This is a genomic window from Enterovibrio norvegicus FF-33 (genome assembly GCF_000286835.2).
In the GTDB taxonomy this organism is placed as follows: domain Bacteria; phylum Pseudomonadota; class Gammaproteobacteria; order Enterobacterales; family Vibrionaceae; genus Enterovibrio; species Enterovibrio norvegicus_A.
In genome coordinates, this window is the sequence record NZ_AJYD02000015.1 from 15,396 (window position 1) to 38,746 (window position 23,351).

A 23,351-nucleotide genomic window follows, 5' to 3' on the forward strand; every position below is an offset into this window, starting at 1 on the left:
CGATGTCAGCTGGATGGCATTGCTGACAATAAGGGATGCTAAGCATCCCTTATTTGATCGGCGCTCGCTGATTAACAGGCGCTTATTGATTGGCGCTGTGCGCCAAAATTATCGTATTAACCTCATTGGCTTTCTCCATTTGCACCATGTGTCCAGCATTCTCAAGAACATGACACTCAGCATCCGGCAAAGTATTGGCATCCGATGCAGGGATCACCGCATCTTTGTCCCCCCATATCACCAGTGTTGGTAATGGCAGGGATAGAGAAGCAGCGTGCTGTTGGATGTGAGAGGGGAATAACTCGTTAGCAAGGTAAGCCAATGCCGTATTAACGCCATCTAAGCGTTTATATTTGAGTACATCGTCAACCAAGCTGCGTGTCACCAAACGACTGTCAGCAAATAGCAATTGGAGCACAGGCTTGAGCTCACGACGATTGTTAGCATCAATAAAGCCTTGTATGTAATCGCCATTGATCGTTTTCCCAAGTCCCGCGCTCGCAATCATGGTCAGTGACTGCACTTTTTCTGGGTGCTGTCTTGCTATCTCACTACAGATGAAGCCCCCCATTGAATGTCCGACCAAATGTGTTTTAGGTACATTAAGCCGATCAAGCAAGTCCACAACCGTTTGCGTGAGATCGGCTAAGGTTAATGCGAAATTCGGTATCACGGATTGACCATGAGCAGGCAAATCGAGCGCTATCACGGGCGCGACGTTGCTGAGTGCATCGATATTGAATAGCCAGTTATCGAGATCACCACCAAAACCGTGGATTAACATGAAGGGCGTGCCTTCTGCATCTTGATTTAGGTAGGTGTAACGAATTTTGCCTATCGCGGTGTCAGTAAAGGCATAGGCTGATGCTTGCTCTTGCGCGTCTTCATCGTTGGTATCTGGTTGAACAAACGTCGCAACGTAGTCATCGATTTCAGACTCCGATACCTCTTCGGGTGCAAGTACCCCTAACAGGGCTTGTACCGAATATACATCGCCTTCTTGTGCCACTTTGCGTCGAAACAAGCCCGGATCTGGCGCTTCTACTTCACTCGCGATTTTATCCGTTTCGACATCCATGATGATTTGTCCAACCTCGATGGTATCGCCTTCGTTGACATGCCATTCCGTGAGTGTGCCTTCCTTCATTGAAAGCCCCCATTTGGGCATGACGAGCGCAACTATCTTTGAACTCATGATTGTCCTCCAGCGATGGTATTCACTGCGTCGACAATCGCGTCTACTGATGGAATGAACGCGTCCTCCAAGCTAGGTGAAAAAGGGACAGGCGTGTGCGGAGCGGTGACCATGCGAATAGGCGCTTTAAGGTGTGAAAATGCAGCCTGAGCGACTTGCGCCGAAATATCGGCAGCGATGGAGCAGCGTGGGTGGGCTTCATCAATGCAAACCAATCTCCCCGTGTTTTCGACACTTTCCAATACGGTATCAAGATCTAATGGGGACAGCGTACGCAAGTCTATGACTTCACATTGAATGCCTGACGTGGCTAACTGTTCGGCAGCACTGAGCGCCCGATTCACCATTTGTCCGTATGTCACTAAGGTGACATCACCGCCTTCGCGAATGACATTGGCTTCACCAAAAGGTATGGCATAACTCGTCTCTGGTACGTCGCACTCGGTGGCATACAGGTTTTTGTGTTCAAGGAAGATAACGGGATCGTTGTCTCGAATAGCTTGGATGAGTAAGCCCTTCGTGTCATAGGCATTGGATGGGCAAACGACTTTCAATCCTGGAATGTGGGTAAACAACGGTGTCAGCATTTGACTGTGTTGTCCGGCAGCACGAAACCCGGCACCGCACATAGCACGGATAACCACTGGGGTTTCGGCTTTACCACCAAACATATAGCGAAATTTCGCTGCCTGATTAAATATCTGGTCGAAACACACACCCATAAAATCAATAAACATCAGTTCTGCGATGGGGCGTAAACCACAGGTTGCCGCACCAATGGCGGCCCCCACGTAGGCGCTTTCAGATAAAGGGGTGTCAATAAGTTGGTTAGGGTGTTTGGCATACAGCCCTTTCGTAACACCCAATACGCCGCCCCACGCATCATCTTCTCCGGGAGCGCCGGTTCCACCAACGATGTCTTCACCCATCATAAAGACGGTGGGATCTCGGCTCATTTCCTGATCAATGGCTTCATTGATGGCATCTTTCATCGATAATTGTCTGGCCATAATATTGTCCTTCCTTGAATTGGTAGCTGACGTAAACATCATTCAGCAGGGCTGACGGGGCAGGTGAGGGTGCGGCAATGGCTGCTTGTACCGCATCTTCAATGAGCGCTTTGACTTCTTGATCGATTTGGTCGAATTCGCGGGTGGCGATAAGCCCACTTTCTTCCACGCGATGGCGAAGAATTTTCAAGCAATCTTTGTTGCCGCGGATATCTTCCACTTCGCCGTCTGCGCGATAAGTCTGTGCATCGCCTTCGAAGTGACCGAAAAATCGCACCATTTTGCACTCCAAAAGTGACGGTCCACCACCTTGTCGTGCTCGTCTGATCACTTCACCTGCAGCTTCATAAACCGCAAAAAAGTCCGTGCCATCCACCGTCATGCCGGGTAAGCCAAACCCTGTCGCACGGTCGACATAGGAATCGCAGGAAACCGCCCATTCCGCGGCTGTGGACTCGGCATAGCCATTGTTTTCCACGACGAAAATAACGGGCAGCTCCCAAACAGCGGCAAGGTTTAAGCTTTCTAAAAAGGTTCCTTGGTTGGAGGCTCCATCTCCCGTGAAGCTAATTCCCACACCGGTATGGCCCAGCTGTTTGGCAGCTAAGGCCGCGCCACAAACTAATGGAGAGCCTGCCCCTAAAATGCCATTGGCGCCCATCATGCCTTTGGATAAATCAGCAATGTGCATTGAGCCACCTTTGCCACAGCAAGCTCCCGTTTGCTTGCCGTAGATCTCCGCCATCATGGCGTGAACATCCACACCTTTGGCGATGCAGTGTCCGTGACCTCGGTGTGTTGAGGCGATACGGTCGTTGTTATTGAGATGCATCATAATGCCGACTGCGGTGGCTTCTTCTCCCGCATACAAGTGCACAAAGCCGGGGATATCTCCGCGAGCAAAGTCCACATGTAAGCGTTCTTCAAAATCGCGGATGGTTTTCATCATTTTGTACGCTTCAAGCAGTTGCTTACGCGATAGTGGGAAGGGATTGTCACTCATGGTGTTCTCCTTGTGAGGTTGATACGGGCTTGTGCCCGTCACGTTGAATAAAAAGGCCATGTCGTGCAGCAAAAGCCATGCATTGCTCGACATCAATGGTGTGAAAGGCATCTAGATGTAAGGTGATACTCACGGAATCGGATGCGCTAAAAGGCAGCTCTCGTTCGCCATCCAATGCGAGAGAACCCGATGTTGTGGATAGTGAAAGCGTGGCGTTTGGCGACAATGTGTCGACCGATTGGATGGGTAGCTTTGCCATTAACCCCGGTGCCAATGGAGCAGACAGCGAAAAAGCAGCAGGCGTGTTGTGTGCAAAGCGAACGTGTAAACCGATAGGTTGATCGCGGGACACCGGATTGAGCAGGCCAGCGATAGAGGACAAACCAATGCCATCTGTCCGCCCGAATGTGACGAACAATTCTCGCAGGCTCTCAGCCCGCCAAACGGCGAGTGCACCAGTAAATTGCTCGCGTACCACTGCGACATCAACCAATGCGATATCTCGACGTTCGTTCACGCGTACTTCAAGCAATTTGTTACCACGAAAAGCAAGTGACGCCGGGATTTTTCCGCTGATCGCAAGGCCTGTTGCTAACCCTGTGATAGTCGGTTCTTGCAGGGGAGGAAATGCATTGTTAGTGCCGCTGGATACGCCAGCGATCGGGATATTCCCGCACTCACGGACGACTAAACGGTGTGTACCGTCTCCGCCCAGCACCACAATGGCTGATACATCTTGTTGTCGCATTAAATGCGCAGCACAGACCGTGTCTTGCGCGGTTCCTGTGATGGGCATATCAAGCCAGCTAAGCGTTGGAAAACGGGTGTGGTCAGCGTATTGGGCTTGTTTTAAGCCGCGTTGAATATGTACGCCTAACCCCGCCCGCTCCGGCATCATGACAACGTTATCGATGCCAGCGTGATGAAGCCCCGCCAATATCCGTAGCACCATATTGGCACGGTCAGTAATTTGTAGGTTGGCCGCATGCGCGATGATTCGGCGAATGTCGCGAGCGGAAACGGGGTTAGCAATGATGCCCACAGTCATTGGGTTGGCCACAAGACTCTCGTCATGCAAAGAATGATGAAATGCATAATCCAAGAAACATGCCATACGGGAAGGTCTGTATAAGTCGCTGTATTTAGATGTAATAGATGATTGCTGGTGGATTGAGGTGTGGATGAGCGGTGTGGCGTGTGCAACAGGTGTGGCATGTTGAATTGGCGAGTTGTACCAAAAATTCAACGGTGTCTTGGAGTCGCGAGGCCAAGAAAGTTGAAGGCAGAACGTTGAGGGAGTACGGCGAATTTTTTTGAATGAGGTTCATACTTTCAAAGAGTGAAAGGAGTCGTCTCATGGCAGTCGTTAATCAGGTCAATGATCATATTAAAGAAGTTCAGAGTGTTGCAGAGGGTATTGCTAGCGCTCGGGATACGGTGATAGCGCAATCATGGCAGCGTTGTGTGTCGGATTACCAGCTTGATCCATTGATATTGCAAGAAGCCTATATCGTTCCTCATGCAGAGTTAAAGCTGCATCAGGAGCGTCTCGACAAATTGTTGCGCACTGCCCGGTATGGGTTAGACGAACTGTATCGTCAGATTGCTCAGCATGGATACGTCTTGCTACTGACCGATGCTGAAGGCGTAACAGTAGATTACCAAGGTGATGCATCATTGACATGGGAGCTTCAAAAATCGGGTTTGTACTTAGGCGCGGAATGGTCAGAACAAAGGGCGGGTACTTGTGGCGTGGGTTCATGCATTTATACGGGTGAAGCCATTACCGTTCATCAAACCGATCATTTTGATGCTACGCATGCGCCGCTTTCCTGTACGGCAGCACCTATTTATGACGTTGATGGTTCGCTTGCTGCGGTGTTAGATATTTCTGCACTGAAAAGTCCTGAGCTCAAAGCCAGTCAGGCATTGGCGCTGAGTCTTGTCCAGTCATGTACGCGCCGCATCGAAATGGCCGCGTTAATGAACACGTTTCGGCGTGAATGGATTGTGCGACTTAGCCAGTCGCCAGCGTTTCTTGATGTAGACCCTGAATGCGCTGTTGCGGTCAATAGCGGTGGGGAGATCATTGGTATGACACACAGTGCTCAACGACTGCTGGCACGAGTAAAAGGCTCGCACTGGCAGCACACATCGGCGCTATTGGGTTCGAAGATTTCGGAATACTTCGATATTGAAATCAATGAACTACCTACCCTTAGTCGCGCGTTACCGAGCGAAGAGAGATTGATCAGCACCTGTACGGGAGAGCTGTGGTTTGCTCATGCATTAGCGCCTCAGCAACCGCCAATCGGACATCATAAGCGTCGTATTGTTAGCGAATCGCTCGCCAAACTTTATTGCGGTGATGCTGCAATGGGAGTATTAGCGCAAAAGGCGTCTCAGCTGGCGATGTCGCCATTGCCCTTGCTCCTTCAGGGAGAAACCGGATGTGGTAAAGAGTATCTGGCACGCGCTGTTCATGAAACCAGTCCGCAGCGCAAAGGTCATTTTGTCGCCATCAATTGTGCGGCTATTCCTGAGTCATTGATTGAAAGTGAATTGTTTGGCTATGCAGAGGGCGCGTTTACTGGCGCAAGAGGAAAAGGGAAAAAGGGACTGATTGAGCGCGCCAGCGGGGGCACGCTGTTTTTAGATGAAATTGGAGATATGCCACTCGCACTGCAAGCAAGGTTGTTGAGAGTGTTAGCTGAAAATGAAGTGCTTCCTGTTGGCGCCACAAAGGCTATTCCAGTGACGCTTCGTGTATTAGCGGCCACTCATCAGGATTTGACGCAGTTGGTGAAAAGCGGTCGTTTTCGTGAAGATTTGTTCTACCGAATCAGTGGTGCTCGGCTGAGTATTCCGCCGCTACGAGCGCGAGATGATATTGTTTGGTTGAGCACCAAGTTGATTGAAAAATCAGCACCAAAACCGGTCATGATCAGTAATTCAGCACAAAGCATGCTTCTCCGTCATTTGTGGCCAGGAAACATTCGAGAGTTGGACAACGCTGTGCGCTTTGCACTCGCGTTTTGTTCGGGGAGTGAGATTTTCCCCGAACACTTACCGGAGGATGTTCGTCAGGGGGGGAGTAAAGCATCCGCTATGGCGGGCAAAACAAACTCAACTGGTATAGGGTGTCACGAAGACGATATATTGACTGTGTTACAAGCGTGCGAATGGAATATATCTGAAAGCGCTCGCGTTCTTGGCGTCGACCGTTCAACGGTGCATCGACGCATAAAAAAAGCCGGACTATCACGTCATTACACCAATCAAACCTACGAAAGCGTACCCAAATAGGCAAAAAAAACCCGCCGTAGGGGGCGGGAGTAAGATGCGATATTTATGGGTACTGTCTGTCAGACTTTTTGTTATTAGAAGCAAATTTTTAACATGTGTTTAAACCTTCGGCAAATATCCTGCATCCTTGGAGATAATATTTATGATCGCCTCCACAAAGGGCAGCTTTTGTTGCTCGGAGAGGGTGATACAATAGCGCCACTCAACTTTCAGGATGTGAACAATGACAGAACTAAAGAATGATCGCTATTTGCGCGCTCTGTTGAAAGAGCCGGTCGATTACACGCCGGTATGGATGATGCGTCAGGCTGGCCGTTATTTGCCAGAGTACAAGGCGACGCGTGCGGAAGCTGGCGACTTTATGTCATTGTGTAAAAATGCAGAACTGGCGTGTGAAGTTACTCTGCAACCGTTGCGTCGCTTCCCTCTTGATGCTGCTATTCTATTTTCAGACATTTTGACTATCCCAGATGCAATGGGACTTGGTTTGTACTTTGAGACCGGTGAAGGTCCAAAGTTTGAACGCCCAATTACCTGCAAAGCTGATGTCGAAAAAATCGGTCTTCCTGATCCGGAAGGTGAACTGCAATATGTAATGAATGCAGTACGTGCTTGTCGAAAAGGGTTGAACGGTGATGTGCCATTGATCGGTTTCTCTGGAAGCCCATGGACACTGGCCACCTACATGGTCGAAGGCGGCAGCTCGAAAGCCTTCACCAAAATCAAAAAGATGATGTACGCCGATCCTCAAACGCTGCACTTGCTTTTGGATAAGCTGGCGGACAGTGTGATTGAGTACCTTAACGCGCAGATCAAAGCGGGTGCCCAATCTGTGATGGTCTTTGATACATGGGGTGGTGTTCTGACACCGCGTGACTATAACGATTTCTCGCTGCAGTACATGCACAAAATCGTTGATGGCCTGATCCGTGAAAACGATGGTCGTCGTGTGCCTGTTACCTTGTTTACCAAAAATGGTGGCATGTGGCTGGAGAAAATCGCAGCAACTGGCTGTGATGGCGTGGGTCTGGACTGGACCATTGATATCGCGGAAGCCAAGCGTCGCATTGGTGACAAAGTGGCGCTGCAAGGCAATATGGATCCTTCCATGCTGTATGCATCACCTGAGCGTATTCGCCAAGAAGTGGCAACTATTTTGGAAGGGTTTGGTGGCGGTACGGGTCACGTGTTTAACCTTGGTCACGGTATTCACCTCGATGTTCCACCAGAAAACGCGGGTGTGTTTGTCGAAGCGGTGCACGATCTTTCAAAGCAATATCACAAGTAATCGATTATCACGCATCAGCTCGATGATATTGAAAATGGCCAGCGTTGACGCTGGCCATTTTTTTATTTCTCGCCACATAAATCGCCGCACATATGTCATCGTGTACAAGGTTCACTGGGGAAATTCCTCGATAAGCTGTACAGGGAGAAAATAATATTTTAATTCAAGGTCTTAGTGGCTATCGCTGTTTTGGCTTGAAAAATTAGAAACCAAAAAGCAGATCGTTTAGCCTAAAGCTGTACATTGCATTTTATTTTGTATGTTGAATAAAATGTCTGCAGAGGGCTGTTTATAGGTTCGCTAGGGAAATTACTAACAAAGCTGTACGCGATGATAAAGTCCAATAAATTCAATTAATTAAAATCATCATGTGTTGGTGGTGAATATTCGGTTCAGGGAAAAGGTGTAAATTAATCAAAAAGCTGATCCATACGATTTTGCAGATTGGGCAGAATCGTTTCCTCAAACCAAGGGTTCTTTTTCAGCCACAGGTTATTGCGGGGGGAAGGGTGAGGAAGCGCAATAAAGTCCGGAGCCCATTGTGGGTTGGCTTGCACGGTTTGGGTCAAGGTTCTTGGTTTTGGGCTGAGATAACGGCGTTGAGCGTAGTCGCCAATCAGAAGCGTTAGCGAAACATGAGGTAAATACTGCCTGATCGCATCATGCCACTTTGGCGCGCACTCAGGTCGAGGTGGCAGATCGCCAGACGTGCCGCGCCCTGGATAACAAAACCCCATTGGCATAATTGCGATTTGAGTGGGGTCGTAAAACACGGTTTTATCTATTTTCAACCAATCTCGCAGACGATCGCCGCTAGGGTCGTTCCACGGTATGCCCGTTTCATGCACGCGAGTCCCCGGCGCTTGCCCAATAATCAATAGCTTTGCTGCTGATGCTGCCTGAACAACGGGGCGTGGTCCAAGGGGTAAATGCTCCGCGCATTGCGTGCATTGTTTTACCTCATCCAGCAGCATGGTCAATGGGATATCTTTCATTAATAGCCCAAATCAAAATCAACCGTGTACTGAAGCGCACTCCCTTGATGCCAGCGTTGATAGTTATCCGCAAAAATCGCGAAGACTTGGTCGGGAAAACTGATGGCAGAGATATGCGGTGTCACCGTAATGTCAGGGTGCGTCCAAAAAGGATGGGTGCTGTCTAGCGGCTCATTGGCAAAAACATCCAACACGGCATGACGAATATGTTTGTGTTCTATCGCGTCTATTAGCGCACTTTCTTCCAATACGGGGCCACGCCCAACATTGAATAATATTGCCCCATTGCACGCAGACAGCGTTGGATGGCTGAGCAGTCCTTTTGTTTCTGGCGTAGAAGGAAGGGTGGAAACCACCACGTCAGCGTCTGACAATTGGGAGGTTAGCTGTGCGGTCGTGACCACGGTATCAAAGGAAGTGGCAAGCTTGCCGCTTCTACTGACACCTGTGACTTGCATACCGAAGTGTTTAGCGGTTGCGGCAACGTGTGCACCAATGGAGCCTGTACCCAGTATCACCATCTTTCTGTTGATTAGGCTTTGGTAAGGCAGCACTGACCACTGCTTTTGTGATTGTGCATCGCGATAGTGTGCAAGATGGCGGGTGAGGGTTAATAGTTGACCGAACACATATTCCGACATGAGTGGACCAAATATCCCCCGCACATTGGTCAGCAGATAATCCCGTTTATTTTGTGCTAATAACGCATCACAGCCTGCATAGGTGGATTGTAGCCATTCGAGGTTCTGGGCTTTTTCTATTTGCTGGGCGAGCTTAGGTGGGTCTGCCAAGACAATATTGGCGTTTTCTATTTTTGATGTGACAGCCAGGTCGGGCAGATCGGCTTGCTCGATCAAAGAGAGATAAAGCTTCTGGTATTCAGAGCAGAGGTAAAGTTGGTTCAAATCTGTTCCTTTTTCTACTTGGGTATATAAAGTAAACTTAGCCCACATTCCTTTTCGGCCAGCTCATGCTGTGCCATAAGTAGACGGCAGACCATGTTACAGAACCCGATCCAGCTGCGACTCGAAAAACTCGAACCTTGGCAGCATATCACTTTTATGGCGGCGCTGGTGGAGCGCATGTATCCCAATTATGCGGCGTTTTGCCAGCAAACGGACTTTGCTGAACCGCAGGCTTTTCGTAGTTTGCTGGATGCAGTGTGGGAAATCCTGACCGTAAAAGCGGCCAAGATAAACTTCGAAAACCAGCTTGAAAAACTGGAAGAGCTGATCCCGGGTATGGATGATCATGATATTTATCTGACTTACCCCGCCATTGATGTGTGCGTAGCCATGTCGACTTTGATTCATACCTTGCTGGATCGTGATTTGATGTTGGAATCCGTGCTCAAAGTGAGCCAGCTGTCAGTGTCCGGTGTCGCGCAATTGGAAGAAGCGCAAACGGGTGTTGAAGTGACCAATGCCAACCAAAAAGAAATTGAGTCAGTCTGTGACGAGTGGGATGTGCAGTGGGCTATTTTCCGTGCATTGAAAGAAGCAGACGAGCGTGACGTTGAGATGATCCGCGGTATTCGTAACGAAATTCGTGAAGACGGTATCAGCAACCTCGGTTTGTCACTGTAACAGCAATAAAAAAACGGGCCAGCGGCCCGTTTTTTATTTAGCGATAATTGTTACCACTGTAATGCTTACCGAGATGGCTTATCGCCATCTTTTTTTGTATCAGAGTTATCCGATGGTGAGTGGTCTGCATTGGCAGCACTTTCAGTACCCACGGTGACTTTGCTAGACGCAGACGCTTTTTTCTCGTCTTCTGCATCGTCATCTTTGCTTTCAATCACACCATGCGTTTCTTTCCAGTCTGCCCAGCGCTCATGAGCAAGCTCTTGCATGTTGGTGGTGGTATCTGCTTCATCGACAATATCTTTGCCCATCAAGTGCTCAAAAATGTCTTCCAGCGTGATGATGCCTTGCACGTCACCGTATTCATCAACAATCAACGCCAGCTGCGAACGCTGTGCCATTAAGCGGTCAAACGCTTTCGGTACATGCGTTGAATCGTGAACCACAGGAATAGGGCGCATTAAGCTTCCCAGTGGTTGCTGACCTTTGCCGTGTTGGCCAGCTGAGAACAGTTCCAAGCGGTGAACAAAGCCCATGATGTTGTCGCGCTGCTCAACGTAGACCAAAGGGCGAGAAAATGGCGTATCGTGATGTTCACGCAAGAACTCTTCGATCGTCATTTTGGCGTCGACGCGGAAGAGTACCGGACGCGGCGTCATCAGTTTGGTGACGGGTACGTCACGCAGTGCCAGCAAGTTGGTCAGCATGGTGGACTCATCATCCTCCAGTTCGCCATTCTCTTTTGCCAGCAAGGCCATCGCTGAGATTTCATCACGCAGCTTTGGTTGTTCTTTGCCGCGCGATAAGCGACGCGTCAGTTGCTCTGAAGCCCATACAATAGGAGTCAGCGCCCATACCATCCAGCGTAGGACAGTGGCTGCTTTGGGTGCCATTTGGCGCCAATAGGTTGCACCAATGGTTTTCGGTACGATTTCTGACAGCAATAGAATTGCCAATGTCAGCACGGCGGAAAATACACCTAACCATGCATCACCGAATACTTTTGTCGCTTGTGCGCCTGAGGCGGCAGCGCCGACGGTGTGGGCAATCGTATTGAGCGTTAGGATAGAGGCTAGTGGGCGATCAATGTCGTCTTTGAGTACTTGCAGACGAGCGGCAGCAGGATGACCTTGTTGTCGCATCTGGGCTAGGTAACTGGGAGTGATACTCAAAAGTACAGCTTCGAGTACAGAACAAATAAATGAGACACCAATGGACAGTGCCACATACATCATAAGCAGGATCATTATTTTCCAGCGTAATAGTAATAAAACAGGATTAAAGTAGCGTCAAAGATCGGGTCTTAGCGCAGTAAATACAAGTGTTCGGATAGGAATATACCCAATATTTTGTGAGGATGCGCTCAGTTTGTGGTTAAAGACTCTGCAGACAGTCACTTGTAGCGCTACAAACCTTTGCCAGTCGGGCTTCTTTTGAATTAGAGTTGCCTTGTCTCAAGAAAATCTAAAGAAGGGAAGACCTAATGAACAAGACCAACTTGATCGACCTGATTGCTGAGAAAGCAGACTTGTCTAAAGCACAAGCAAAAGCAGCACTTGAAGCAACGCTAGCAGGCATCGAAGGTGCACTGAAAGACGGTGACCAGGTTCAACTGATCGGTTTCGGTACGTTTAAAGTTAATCACCGTGCAGCGCGCACTGGTCGTAACCCACAAACTGGCCAAGAAATCCAAATTGCTGCAGCAAACGTTCCTGCGTTTGTAGCTGGCAAAGCGCTTAAAGACGCTGTGAAGTAAGTTATACTCCGCCAAAGCATTCTCATGTTTTGGCGGATATTTATGCGTTCAGCAGTAACACCTCTCGTTTCATTTCTTATTCTCTCTTTGGCGGGCTGCAGCTCGACTGAGAGTGCAAAGCCTCCTGTACAAACTCAAACCGCAATGATTCAAGGTGATGCGACCAGTATTTATTGGTTGGATGAACGCTTGGGATTTCCAGAAACCTTGTCAGAACGTATTTTGATGGGCGATTACGGCCAATACAGCACCGAATATCGCTGGCGCAAGGGTATTGTCCGTGAAATTCAGCGTGATGGCGAAGTCTTGATTGACGGTAAATTAACGCAACAGTCTTTTTTGATTCGCTATGACTCTGAAGGTCAGGCTGTCTATCAACAGAATCGTCTGGATGGCGATATGCGGCCATTGCGCACGACGGACCTTGTACGTTACTACCAGCAAGCCGAACAGGCGCTGAGTCAAGCCAGAGAGCTAAATAAAAGCGGCCATCAGTTTTTTCAAGGGTATTGGAGTAAAGGCATTTTGGAAGAGTGCTTTACTGACGAAGAGAAAGCGCTATCGTTCGACGCTGCTGTGCCAAGCTTCATTTTGCAGCGACTCAACCAAGAAGATAATTTTATTGCCGCGATGGGCAAAGTTGGACGTAAAACGAATACGGTTGATGCCATTATCGCGCTGGACAATGACAGCGCTGATTGCATCGAGCGCCCCGATTTATAGCGGACTGACGTTTAGCGCCTGATTGACAGGTTGCCTAGGGTATCGTTCAAACGGCAATGCATAAAAAAACGCGCTCAAAGGCGCGTTTTTGTGTTTTAAACGATGGTTTCGGATTATTGGTTTTGCTCGCGAGCAATTGCTCGGTAACCAATGTCATCACGGTGGAACATGCCGTCCCAGCTAATTTGTGATGCCAGTGCATAAGCACGCTGCTGTGCCTCAGACACGGTTTCACCCATTGCCGTGGCACACAGTACGCGACCACCCGCGGTCACCACATTACCGTCTTTCTCTGCGGTGCCTGCATGGAAGACTTTCGCCGCATCCAATTCTTCTGTTGGCAAACCTGAGATCACGTCACCTTTGTTGTATGACGCTGGGTAGCCTCCCGCAGCCAGTACCACACCGATAGATGCTCGTGGGTCCCATTTAGACTCAACAGTATCAAGTTTACCTGCAATCGCTGCTTGGCAAAGCTCAACCAAATCGGACTGCAGACGCACCATCATTGGCTGGGTTTCAGGGTCACCAAAGCGACAGTTGTATTCAATCACTTTTGGCGTGCCGTCGGCCATGATCATCAGGCCCGCGTATAAGAAGCCCGTGTAATCATTGCCTTCGGCTGCCATGCCGCGCACGGTTGGGAAGATGACGTCGTTCATTACACGATCGTGGATCTCTGCAGTAACAACGGGTGCTGGACTGTAAGCGCCCATGCCGCCGGTATTTGGACCCGTATCGCCGTTGCCCACACGCTTGTGATCTTGGCTGGTGGCCATTGGCAGGACGTTTTTACCGTCTACCATCACGATGAAGCTCGCTTCCTCACCATCGAGGAATTCTTCTACCACCACGCGGTGACCTGCTTCCCCAAATGCATTACCTGCCAGCATGTCACGAATAGCGGTTTCAGCTTCTTCCAATGTCATGGCAACAATCACGCCTTTACCTGCTGCGAGGCCGTCAGCTTTGACAACAATGGGAGCGCCTTTCTCACGGACATAGGCAAGAGCAGGCTCAATTTCAGTGAAGTTTTGATATTCAGCTGTTGGGATCTGATGGCGAGCAAGGAAATCTTTGGTGAAGGCTTTTGAGCCTTCTAGTTGAGCAGCCGCGGCGGTTGGGCCAAAAATTGGCAACTCTTCTGCACGGAAGGCATCAACCACGCCGATCACCAATGGTCCTTCAGGACCTACGATGGTTAGGCCGATATTTTTTTCTTTTGCAAACGCAATGAGTGCTGGAATGTCTTCAACGCCAATGGCGACGTTCTCAAGCTTTGGCTCCAATGCTGTGCCAGCGTTGCCGGGCGCAACAAACACAGTACCTACATGAGCTGATTGCGCCGCTTTCCACGCAAGCGCGTGCTCGCGGCCACCGTTGCCAATTACCAATACGTCCATTTTCAATCCTTGTATAACATCAGCCCGGCAGAACCGGGCCGTTGAAAAATATTAGTGACGGAAGTGGCGCATGCCAGTGAATACCATCGCCATACCGTGCTCATCTGCAGCAGCAATAACTTCGTCATCACGCATTGAGCCGCCAGGCTGAATCACGCAGGTAATCCCGGCTTCTGCGGCTGCATCAATGCCATCGCGGAACGGGAAGAAAGCATCAGATGCCATGACACTGCCTGCTACTTCGAGGTTCTCGTCAGCGGCTTTAATACCCGCAATTTTTGCTGAGTAAACGCGGCTCATTTGGCCTGCACCCACACCGATTGTCATGTTGCCTTTGGCGTAAACAATCGCGTTAGATTTCACGTATTTCGCTACTTTCCAGCAGAACAAGGCATCACGCAACTCTTCTTCAGAAGGTTGGCGTTTTGATACGACCGTCAGATCACCAGACGACACCATGCCTTGGTCACGATCTTGAACCAGCAGGCCGCCATTCACACGCTTAACGTCAAAGCCAGTGGTCTGTGTGCTCCAAGCTCCACATACCAGCAAGCGCAAGTTTTTCTTGGTGCTTATTACATCAGCCGCTGCTTGTGACACGCTTGGTGCAATGATGACTTCTACAAACTGACGGTCAACAATTGCTTGTGCGGTTTCAGCATCCAGTTCACGGTTAAACGCAATAATGCCGCCAAATGCCGATGTTGGGTCAGTTTTGTAAGCACGGTCGTAGGCTTCTAGCAGGTTATCACCCAGTGCTACACCGCATGGGTTTGCGTGTTTAACGATAACGCATGCTGGCTCAACAAATTCTTTCACACACTCAAGTGCTGCATCTGTGTCTGCGATATTGTTGTAAGACAGTGCTTTGCCTTGAAGCTGAGTCGCAGTAGACACTGACGCTTCTTCTGGGGTGGCTTCGGTGTAGAAAGCGGCTGCTTGGTGGCTATTCTCGCCGTAGCGCATGTCTTGTTTTTTGATGAACTGCTGATTGAAGGTGCGTGGGAATTTCGATTCCTCATCACCTTCTTTGTTGTCACCATAAGAAGGAACCATGGTGCCGAAGTAGTTGGCGATCATGCCGTCATAGGCTGCCGTGTGTTCAAAAGCAGAAATGGCCAAATCGAAACGGGTGTTGAGCGTTAGAGAGCCGTCATTCGATGACATTTCTGCCAGAACGCGGTCGTAATCAGACGCATTAACCACGATGGCGACATCTTTGTGATTCTTCGCTGCTGAGCGAACCATTGTCGGGCCACCGATATCGATGTTTTCTACCGCATCTTCCAGCGTGCAGCCTTCTTTTGCGACAGTTTCTGCAAATGGGTAAAGATTGACGACAACCATGTCGATAGGTGCAATATCATGTGTTTCCATGATGGCGTCATCGGTATCGCGACGGCCAAGAATGCCACCGTGAACTTTCGGGTGCAGCGTTTTAACACGACCATCCATCATTTCTGGAAAACCGGTGTAATCTGACACTTCAGTGACGTTCAGACCTTGCTCTGCCAGTAGGCGAGCGGTACCGCCGGTCGATAGAATATCGACGCCTTTTTGTGAGAGAGTTTTGGCAAATTCAACAATGCCAGTTTTATCAGATACGCTAATCAATGCGCGACGAATAGGGCGAGCGTTTTCCATTGCTACCATCTCTTTAACTGTGGGGATAGGATATTTGGGAAAATGTCTGTATGAAAGCTACTTTGCCAAACACCCGATATACGGCAGAACGTTGAGTGATTCGGCGCACATTCTAACCTAAATAACAGACGCAATCGATTGCTTTTGTGGTTTTGTCACAAAAATGCGTAGAGGTGAATAAATGAAGATGTTGCAGATAGGCCAGCTTGCTAAGCAGGCTGGGGTTTCCGGCGATACGTTGCGCTTTTACGAAAAAGTTGGGCTATTAAAACCGACATCAAGAAGCGAGAGCGGATACCGCCTCTACAATGAAGATGCGCTCTCACGTGTTCATTTTATTATGAAAGCGAAGCGTTTGGGGCTAACCCTAGACGACATTCAGGAAATGCTCGAAATCCGACTAGAAGCCAGTCAGCACAGTTGCGCTGAAGTGAAAGGCATTACGCAAAAGAAGCTGGATGAAATTGATCAAAAAATTGCAGAACTCACCCAAATTCGCGTCGCATTGAAGAAAATTAACGATGCATGTTGTGGTCATGCTGATGACAATGCGAGTCATTGCTCGATTCTGGGGGCACTAGAAACGAACGTATAATTGAATTAAATCCGTATAAGGAAGCCGCGCCTCCTTATACGGTAAATGTACGTTACGCCAAAGCAGCCAGCGCAGCATCATAGTCAGGTTCGTTGGTTACTTCGTCAACCAACTCGACATGTTTCACCACGCCACCTTCGTTGATAACCACAACAGCACGAGCAGCAAGCCCGACCATTGGCCCCGCCGCTACGGCAACGCCGTAGTCCGTGGTAAAGGTTGGACTGCGGAAAATTGAGGCGTGCTGAACATTATTCAGTCCTTCCAACTCGCAAAAACGACTTGCTGCAAAAGGGAGGTCGGCCGACACACACACCACTTTGGTATTGTTCAAGGACGCCGCTTTTTCATTGAAAGCACGCACGCTATTTGCGCATGTCGGAGTATCAATGCTTGGGAAAATATTCAATACCACTTTATTGCCACGTAGGCTTTCGAGTGTCAGATCAGATAAGTCTTGTGCCGCTAATGTAAAGCCTGGAGCTGGGGCTCCGATCTGCGGTAAATCGCCTGCCAGAGGGATGGGTTGTCCTTGAAAATGAATTTGTGACATCTTGCTCTCCTTGATGGATGAAATGGTTATCGTGTTAAGCCTGGCACAAAATCTGCCGCTATTTGTGTATGAAAAACGCAATACGCCGCAACTCTTCATGCGGACCAATTTGGGTCAAAAAATAGTGTTAGTGAAGCTTAGGAGAGTGTGATAGCGTCAAGGCAACGAAAAGGATAAACAGTTTCAATGGATAAGGATTGAGATGTTAAAGGTTAACGAATATTTCGATGGGCATGTAAAGTCGATTGGATTTGAGAACAAAGGCCCAGTCAGTATGGGTGTGATGGAAGTTGGTGAATACACCTTCGGTACTGCAGCGCCAGAACGTATGACTGTTGTGAAAGGTGAGCTTACGGTAAAACTTCCGGGTCGCATTGAATGGGAAACCTACGGCGCGGGTGACAGCTTTGAAGTACCAGGCGAGTCATCATTTCAGGTTCAAATCACGCAAACATCAGCTTACTTGTGTGAATACCTGTAATCTCGACATTATTTCAATAAAAAAGCGCCTTTTAGGCGCTTTTTTATTGGCTGTGATTTGAGGGTATTAACGTCAGGTCGATCATCTTTTTGGCGATGATAACCTCGCTGCTCCATCCAGATATATCGCTTCAAGCTTGTCTGCATGACCTTGCATGGAAAAGTGCTGAAACGCGCGATGATAGGCATTGGTCGCATTGGTTTCGCGCTGCGCATCATCGTCCAGGTAGTATCTCAGTCCATCCGCAATAGACGCTGCATCCTGAGGCGTGCAGTACACACCCGTCTCTTCCAGAATCTCTGGCAGTGCACCAGTGTTTGACACCACTAGCGCACAATGCTGCGCCATGGCTTCAATCGCCGTCAGCCCAAATGCTTCATTCCAGTAAGGCAGACATACTATCTGAATCTCTTCTAGCAGCGTCGGTACGTTTTTGCGATAGCCTGCAAGGTGAATGCGATCAGAGAAAGCAGAGGCATGGGCTTGTTCCTGCAATAGTTTCGAGAAGGCTTCATCGGCACCTTCATCAGGGTTCAGGCCGCCAATTAAAACCAAATGCGCATTCGGGTAATCATTCGCCATTAACTCGAACCCTGCCAGCAGATCGGTTTGTCCTTTCCCATCGCAGATACGGCCTACCGAACCAATAAATAGGGTGTCGTGTGAAAGGCCATACTCGTCAGCCAACAAGTGCGGTCGGGTTGCCTCTTCAAAGGTTTTCTCTTCGATGTAAGTGCCAAGCCAAAGGCGCTCTATTTTGCACTCAGCTACTGGTAAGGCTTTGATGTTGCGCTGATACGTTTCGTTACTGATAGAAAGCACCTGATCGACATGCTGATACACCCAGCGGTGATAGATGTCTTTCTTCGGACGTTTGACGCCCATGTGCTCAGTGAACACGGTGTAGCGACGGGTCAATCGGCTCAAAAGCGCGGAGATCAGGATATCGCCCGACTTATGACAATGCACAATTTGGACGTTGTTGGCTTTGAGCCACTTGTTGAGCGCAAAGAGTGTTGGGCCGAATAGGGAGGATTTTTTCGGTACGGTGAACACATCCATGCCTGCGTCTTTCATTGCATTAGCAACACGGGAGTTCTCAGATGCCAGCCCAAACACACGATAGCCTTTGTCGATAAACTCTTTACCCATGCGGGCAGGATACATTTCGAGGCCACCCCAACCAGTGGAAAGACAGATATGTAAGATACCCGGCTTGTTCTGTGTGGCAGTGTTGTTTGAGGCATCAGCCTGACCCATGTTTATCTCCTGAAAAAACTTTCGCTAGATGCGAATAAAACAGCAAAGTCAGCAGGGAGTATATAACGAAGGCGAAGTGAGGTGCAGTGTGAGTGTCGCTTGAGGGTATTGTTTGTTGGGGATAAAAACGCAAAAGCCAGACTTTGCAGTCTGGCTTCTACTGAAAACCGTTAAGTTAGCTGAACCTTAGTTCATGCCATACTTTTTCAGTTTCTTACGCAGAGTACCGCGGTTGATACCCATCATGGTTGCAGCGCGGGTTTGGTTACCGCGAGTGTATTGCATGATGGTGTCCAGCAGTGGTTGCTCAACTTCTGCCAGTACCAGCTCGTACAGGTCATTGACTTCCTGGCCATTCAACTGCGCTAGGTAGTTTTTCAGGGAGGCTTTTACTGAGTCACGCAGTGGCTTCTGGGTGATTTGATCTTGTGAAGTCACAGTAGTCACTGTCAATGCTTCTGAAGTCAGGTTTTGTTCGAACATACTCTGTCAGCTCTTCTCGTATTTTATGCAACGTTTACGAAATAATCTTGCAGCGCATCGATCTGCTGGTGGGCATCTTCGATTGCGTTGAAAGTCCGGCGAAAATCGCCAATCAGATCATGTTCTTTCAGGTACCACCCCACGTGTTTACGTGCGATACGTAGCCCTTTGAGATCACCATAAAACTGGTGAAGCTCTTGAACATGACCCAACAAAATTGCTTCGACCTCTTCCATCGGCGGAGCAGCAAGCTCTTCACCGGTGGCAAGGTAGTGTTGGATTTCTCTAAAAATCCAAGGACGCCCTTGTGCAGAGCGACCAATCATTAAGGCATCTACACCTGTGTATTCCAGCACTTGTTTGGCTTTCTGAGGGGAATCGATATCTCCGTTGGCGATAACGGGGATGGATATTGCCTCTTTGACCGCTCTTATGCTGTCGTACTCAGCCTCTCCTTTGTACATGCAAGCGCGAGTTCGACCGTGGAGGGCCAATGCTTGTATGCCGCAATCTTCGGCCATTCTGGCAATCTGGAGACAATTTTTGTTCTCCGGATCCCATCCTGTCCGTGTTTTCAGTGTGACGGGAACGTCAACTGCAGACACGACTGCTTTCAGGATTTGCTCAATGATGTCAGGTCGGGTCAGCAATGCTGAACCGGCCAGTTTCTTATTGACCTTTTTTGCCGGGCAACCCATGTTGATATCGACGATTTGAGCGCCATTCTCAACACAGTAACGCGCGGCATCTGCCATCAATGCTGGTTCAGCACCAGCAATTTGAACAGAACGGATCCCCTTTTCATCGAGATGAACCATCCGGTTTTTCGATTTGGCTGTGTGCCACATCGCCGGATTGGAAGACATCATTTCGCTAACCGCCATGCCAGCGCCGTGGCGCAAACAGAGTTCGCGGAATGGCCTATCCGTTACACCAGCCATGGGTGCGACGATAAGTGTGTTTTCCAGCTTGTACGGTCCGATCTGCAAGGTAGTATCTTCAATGTCAGCAAGGGCGCGCATTTTACGCATTTTTTCCCAGTCTGAAAAGGCCAATATTTGAGCGTTCTGTATTGATTTTCTAAAAAGCCAGTGAATTCAAATTTTTAGTATAAAATTTGTTCGATTATCACCAGGTTAGGCTTTCTCGGCAGTGATACGACACCACTCTTCTTTCACGATAATCTCGTTAACAGCGAGTTCATCGCGATAACAATCGGCAACCGACTCTGCTTGCGCTTCTAAAACGCCAGACATCGCCAATTTACCCTGTGGGGCCATCAGACTTTTGATGACGGGAGAAAGCTCGCGAAGTGGACCAGCCAGAATGTTTGCTACTACGACTTCGGCTTGCAGATTCTCAGGCTGATCTTTTGGTAGGAACAATTCAAGGCGGTCAGAAACGCCATTGCGCTCTGCATTATCTTTTGAGGCTTGTAGCGCTTGTGGATCGATATCGATACCAATCACTTTCTTTGCGCCCAACAGCAGCGCTGCCAGTGAAAGAATGCCCGAGCCACAACCAAAATCGATCACGGTTTTGCCGTTAAGATCGAGTCCATCAAGCCACTCAAGGCACAATGATGTGGTTGGGTGGGTGCCCGTGCCGAAAGCGAGGCCCGGATCTAGCATGATGTTAACGGCATCTGGGTCGGGTGCATCGCACCAACTTGGACAAACCCATAGACGCTGACCAAAACGCATTGGCTTGAAGTTGTCCATCCAAGCGCGTTCCCAGTCTTTGTCTTCCAGTTGTTCAATTTTATGAGCAAAGCCTTCAACAAGCAGCGGGCTTGCTTTCAGTATGCTCATCACCGCATCCATGTCGGTTTCCGCATCGTAAAGTGCCACGATGTCAGTCTCACCCCATAGGCGTGTTTCGCCCGGCATAGGTTCAAAGACAGGCGTGTCTTTGGCATCAAGGAAAGTCACGGACAGGGCGCCAGCGTCGTCCATCAGCATGTCACCGATGGCTTCTGCCGTTTCCGCTGTTGCGTTAAGTTTGATTTGAATCCAAGGCATGGCTAATTCGCTTTTTGTTTCACTACGGTTTTAGGGGGCGGATTCTAGCATAAAAAGTAGGCAGCTCGCATAGGGGGGAGTGGGGGCATTGGTAAGAAAGCGTAAAAAAACGGACAGCCGAGGCTGTCCGAGGAGAGAGCATGTGGAGGTATCAGGCGAGAGCGGGCTTAATACGCTGATGCTGCAATAAGCTAACCAGCACGAAGGCGATAAGGCTTACGGTTAAGGCGGGAACGATAGCGTGAACGCCAGCCATGTCCGGTTTGAAAGTGGAAAACGCGGCGTAGCTGCCAAGTCCCGTTAACATTGAGGCCAACGCACCGCGTGCGGTGGCTTTTTCCCAGTAAAGCCCGAGCACAAGTGGCCACAGGAAGACGGCCTGCATGCCGCCAAAGGCCAGCAAGTTGAGCCAGATGATCATATCGGGCGGATTGGTGGCCGCCACAAACACAAGCAGCGAGAAAATACCCGTTACCCAAAGAGACAGTGTTGGCAATTTGCTTTCTGTCTCTGGCGCATCAGCCGCCTTGGGGTTGATGTAGTTGAGGTATAAATCTTTAAGCAAGGTCGCTGACGCTTGGATCAGCTGGGAATCAATGGTCGACATAATCGCCGCCATGGGGCCGGCAAGGAAAACACCGGCGACCACTGGCGGTAGCACGGTCATCATGAGGGTGGGCATGATCTGATCCGGATTGGCGATATCGGGCACAATCGCGCGACCCAATGCGCCAGCCAAATGCATCCCTAGCATCAAAAAAGCCACCATCGCCGTGCTTATTACCATCCCTTTGTGCAATGACGAACTGGACTTGTAAGACATACAGCGTACGGCAGCGTGAGGCAGACCGATCACCCCAAAGCAAACCAGTACCCAAAAACTCAGCATGAAGGGTTCGGTGAGAAACGCATCTGGTCCATAAGGCGTGACCAAGGCAGGGTCAATGGTATGAAGTTCGGTGATCATTTCACCCAAACTACCACCAGCATGAATAATGCCGACGAGCAGAGCGATAGTGCCGATGATCATCATTACGCCCTGTACCGTATCAGTCATCACCACTGCGCGGAAACCACCAATGGTGGTGTAAAGACCGACGGTAAAGGCAAACAGCATTAATCCATGGGTGTATGAAAGCCCTGTGACAGTTTGTAGTAGGCGTGCGCCACCCACAAACTGCACCACCATCGTGCCGAAAAATGCCAGTAAAAGCGCTAAAGAGGCAAAAATGACCACAGCGCGACTTTTATAGCGTGCGTACAGCATGTCATTGAGCGTCAGCGCGTTATGACGGCGTGACTCAATGGCAAATTTTTTGCCGAGCACGCCGAGCGTTAACCATGCAGCTGGGAGTTGGATCATCGCGAGTAATACCCAACCCAGCCCCATTTTATAGGCTGCACCAGGGCCGCCTATAAATGAACTGGCACTGGCGTAGGTTGCTGCGAGCGTCATGGCGAGAACGAATCCCCCCATGCTGCGATTACCCAGCAGGTATTCATTGAGAAAGCCTTTGCTCTGTTCACCTTTCTTGCGTGCGTAGATCGCCAATGCGAATACTGCGATCAGGTACAGTGCCATGGGAATAACAAGCTGACTATTCATGGGAACTATCCTGCTCGATGTCGAGTGACATATCTTTAAACAAAAACTTCACCATGGCAGCGCATAAGAGTGTAAACAGCACAGGGCCAACGACACAGGCCATCAAAAACCACAGTGGCAATCCGAAATAGAGTGTTGGGGGAGCCAGTTCAATGCCTTCAGGGGCAAGACCATAGGCAAACCCGTACCACCATAGGAAATAGGCAACAGCGAGTCCGATGGACCACTTTGCTTCTTTGTGCGCTTGGTGGTAGCGGCTGCTAAGTGTCTTCATTAGAAGCCTCCGAAACAGACTTAGGTGTCTGTTTGTATTCATACAGTGTGTTGAGAAGGCGCGTATTGTGGCAAAAGAAGGGAGAATGTGACAGCTATTGCAGTGCATTGAAGTGGTTAAAGAAACAAAAAAGGCTGCGAAAGTCGCAGCCTTTTACAGAAAACTAAAC

General features: G+C 49.3%; 23 protein-coding genes. 7 read left to right on the forward strand and 16 right to left on the reverse strand.

The window, feature by feature from the left end:
* Positions 1–82 precede the first annotated feature (82 nt).
* Genes A1OO_RS06485 through A1OO_RS06500 form a run of 4 tightly spaced genes read right to left on the reverse strand, consistent with a single transcriptional unit; the run spans position 83 to position 4,310 of the window.
* Positions 83–1,195 carry an acetoin dehydrogenase dihydrolipoyllysine-residue acetyltransferase subunit gene (locus tag A1OO_RS06485; RefSeq protein ID WP_016960649.1) on the reverse strand — a complete coding sequence of 371 codons (1,113 nt, stop codon included), beginning with the start codon at positions 1,193–1,195 and terminating at the stop codon, positions 83–85.
* Positions 1,192–2,205 carry an alpha-ketoacid dehydrogenase subunit beta gene (locus tag A1OO_RS06490; protein WP_016960650.1) on the reverse strand — a complete coding sequence of 338 codons (1,014 nt, stop codon included), beginning with the start codon at positions 2,203–2,205 and terminating at the stop codon, positions 1,192–1,194. The genes A1OO_RS06485 and A1OO_RS06490 overlap by 4 nt, the downstream gene beginning before the upstream one ends.
* Positions 2,168–3,208, reverse strand: a complete 1,041-nt coding sequence (locus A1OO_RS06495) for a thiamine pyrophosphate-dependent dehydrogenase E1 component subunit alpha (protein WP_017004504.1) — start codon at positions 3,206–3,208, stop codon at positions 2,168–2,170. The genes A1OO_RS06490 and A1OO_RS06495 overlap by 38 nt, the downstream gene beginning before the upstream one ends.
* Positions 3,201–4,310, reverse strand: coding sequence for an ATP-NAD kinase family protein (locus A1OO_RS06500; RefSeq protein ID WP_083248037.1), 1,110 nt, complete (start codon positions 4,308–4,310; stop codon positions 3,201–3,203). The genes A1OO_RS06495 and A1OO_RS06500 overlap by 8 nt, the downstream gene beginning before the upstream one ends.
* Positions 4,311–4,564: 254 nt before the next feature.
* On the opposite strand from A1OO_RS06500, the gene A1OO_RS06505 reads away from it, so the two are divergent.
* Together A1OO_RS06505 and hemE are read left to right on the forward strand one after the other, a co-directional pair.
* Positions 4,565–6,514 carry a sigma-54-dependent Fis family transcriptional regulator gene (locus tag A1OO_RS06505; RefSeq protein ID WP_016960653.1) on the forward strand — a complete coding sequence of 650 codons (1,950 nt, stop codon included), beginning with the start codon at positions 4,565–4,567 and terminating at the stop codon, positions 6,512–6,514.
* A 223-nt stretch (positions 6,515–6,737) separates the two neighbouring features.
* Positions 6,738–7,802, forward strand: a complete 1,065-nt coding sequence (gene hemE / locus A1OO_RS06510; RefSeq protein ID WP_016960654.1) for a uroporphyrinogen decarboxylase — start codon at positions 6,738–6,740, stop codon at positions 7,800–7,802.
* Between the two features lie 410 nt (positions 7,803–8,212).
* Here the strand turns inward: hemE and A1OO_RS06515 are convergent, their stop codons facing one another.
* Complete coding sequence (locus tag A1OO_RS06515) at positions 8,213–8,797, reverse strand: uracil-DNA glycosylase family protein (RefSeq protein WP_016960655.1); 585 nt, start codon at positions 8,795–8,797, stop codon at positions 8,213–8,215.
* Entirely contained in the window at positions 8,797–9,702 is a 906-nt protein-coding gene (locus A1OO_RS06520; RefSeq protein ID WP_017004506.1) for a D-2-hydroxyacid dehydrogenase, read from the reverse strand. The genes A1OO_RS06515 and A1OO_RS06520 overlap by 1 nt, the downstream gene beginning before the upstream one ends.
* Before the next feature lie 93 nt (positions 9,703–9,795).
* Here A1OO_RS06520 and A1OO_RS06525 point away from each other — a divergent pair, with 93 nt between their 5' ends.
* Complete coding sequence (locus tag A1OO_RS06525) at positions 9,796–10,383, forward strand: YjaG family protein (protein WP_016960657.1); 588 nt, start codon at positions 9,796–9,798, stop codon at positions 10,381–10,383.
* A 65-nt stretch (positions 10,384–10,448) separates the two neighbouring features.
* Here A1OO_RS06525 and A1OO_RS06530 read toward each other — a convergent pair whose 3' ends face one another.
* The gene (locus A1OO_RS06530) at positions 10,449–11,630 is read right to left on the reverse strand and encodes a hemolysin family protein (protein ID WP_016960658.1); all 1,182 of its coding nucleotides are present in this window, start codon (positions 11,628–11,630) and stop codon (positions 10,449–10,451) included.
* Between the two features lie 236 nt (positions 11,631–11,866).
* On the opposite strand from A1OO_RS06530, the gene hupA reads away from it, so the two are divergent.
* Positions 11,867–12,139: a nucleoid-associated protein HU-alpha gene (gene hupA, locus A1OO_RS06535; RefSeq protein ID WP_002542017.1), complete on the forward strand. Its 273-nt coding sequence runs from the start codon at positions 11,867–11,869 to the stop codon at positions 12,137–12,139.
* Positions 12,140–12,181: 42 nt separating this feature from the next.
* Positions 12,182–12,862, forward strand: a complete 681-nt coding sequence (locus A1OO_RS06540; protein WP_017004507.1) for a DUF1481 domain-containing protein — start codon at positions 12,182–12,184, stop codon at positions 12,860–12,862.
* A gap of 113 nt (positions 12,863–12,975) precedes the next feature.
* Here A1OO_RS06540 and purD read toward each other — a convergent pair whose 3' ends face one another.
* Positions 12,976–14,265, reverse strand: coding sequence for a phosphoribosylamine--glycine ligase (gene purD / locus A1OO_RS06545; RefSeq protein WP_017004508.1), 1,290 nt, complete (start codon positions 14,263–14,265; stop codon positions 12,976–12,978).
* A gap of 51 nt (positions 14,266–14,316) precedes the next feature.
* A complete protein-coding gene (gene purH, locus A1OO_RS06550; RefSeq protein WP_017004509.1) occupies positions 14,317–15,909 on the reverse strand; it encodes a bifunctional phosphoribosylaminoimidazolecarboxamide formyltransferase/IMP cyclohydrolase in 1,593 nt (530 codons plus the stop codon).
* Positions 15,910–16,090: 181 nt separating this feature from the next.
* Between purH and zntR the strand changes: the two genes are divergently transcribed.
* On the forward strand, positions 16,091–16,504 hold the full coding sequence (gene zntR, locus A1OO_RS06555) for a Zn(2+)-responsive transcriptional regulator (protein WP_016960662.1): 414 nt from the start codon (positions 16,091–16,093) through the stop codon (positions 16,502–16,504).
* Between the two features lie 52 nt (positions 16,505–16,556).
* Here the strand turns inward: zntR and tpx are convergent, their stop codons facing one another.
* Positions 16,557–17,057 carry a thiol peroxidase gene (gene tpx / locus A1OO_RS06560; RefSeq protein WP_016960663.1) on the reverse strand — a complete coding sequence of 167 codons (501 nt, stop codon included), beginning with the start codon at positions 17,055–17,057 and terminating at the stop codon, positions 16,557–16,559.
* Positions 17,058–17,259: 202 nt separating this feature from the next.
* Between tpx and A1OO_RS06565 the strand changes: the two genes are divergently transcribed.
* Positions 17,260–17,538, forward strand: coding sequence for a pyrimidine/purine nucleoside phosphorylase (locus A1OO_RS06565; protein WP_016960664.1), 279 nt, complete (start codon positions 17,260–17,262; stop codon positions 17,536–17,538).
* An 81-nt stretch (positions 17,539–17,619) separates the two neighbouring features.
* Here the strand turns inward: A1OO_RS06565 and A1OO_RS06570 are convergent, their stop codons facing one another.
* The 6 genes from A1OO_RS06570 to A1OO_RS06595 all read right to left on the reverse strand — a co-directional run bounded on the left by A1OO_RS06570 (position 17,620) and on the right by A1OO_RS06595 (position 23,182).
* The gene (locus tag A1OO_RS06570; protein ID WP_016960665.1) at positions 17,620–18,798 is read right to left on the reverse strand and encodes a glycosyltransferase family 4 protein; all 1,179 of its coding nucleotides are present in this window, start codon (positions 18,796–18,798) and stop codon (positions 17,620–17,622) included.
* A 186-nt stretch (positions 18,799–18,984) separates the two neighbouring features.
* Positions 18,985–19,281 (reverse strand): DNA-binding transcriptional regulator Fis, encoded by a 297-nt coding sequence (gene fis / locus A1OO_RS06575; RefSeq protein WP_002542007.1) that lies wholly within the window; start codon positions 19,279–19,281, stop codon positions 18,985–18,987.
* 23 nt (positions 19,282–19,304) lie between these two features.
* Positions 19,305–20,270 (reverse strand): tRNA dihydrouridine synthase DusB, encoded by a 966-nt coding sequence (gene dusB / locus A1OO_RS06580; protein WP_035008716.1) that lies wholly within the window; start codon positions 20,268–20,270, stop codon positions 19,305–19,307.
* Between the two features lie 147 nt (positions 20,271–20,417).
* Entirely contained in the window at positions 20,418–21,302 is an 885-nt protein-coding gene (prmA, locus tag A1OO_RS06585; RefSeq protein WP_017004511.1) for a 50S ribosomal protein L11 methyltransferase, read from the reverse strand.
* Positions 21,303–21,453: 151 nt separating this feature from the next.
* Positions 21,454–22,908, reverse strand: a complete 1,455-nt coding sequence (gene panF, locus A1OO_RS06590; RefSeq protein WP_016960668.1) for a sodium/pantothenate symporter — start codon at positions 22,906–22,908, stop codon at positions 21,454–21,456.
* Positions 22,901–23,182, reverse strand: coding sequence for a YhdT family protein (locus A1OO_RS06595; protein ID WP_016960669.1), 282 nt, complete (start codon positions 23,180–23,182; stop codon positions 22,901–22,903). The genes panF and A1OO_RS06595 overlap by 8 nt, the downstream gene beginning before the upstream one ends.
* Positions 23,183–23,351: the final 169 nt, after the last annotated feature.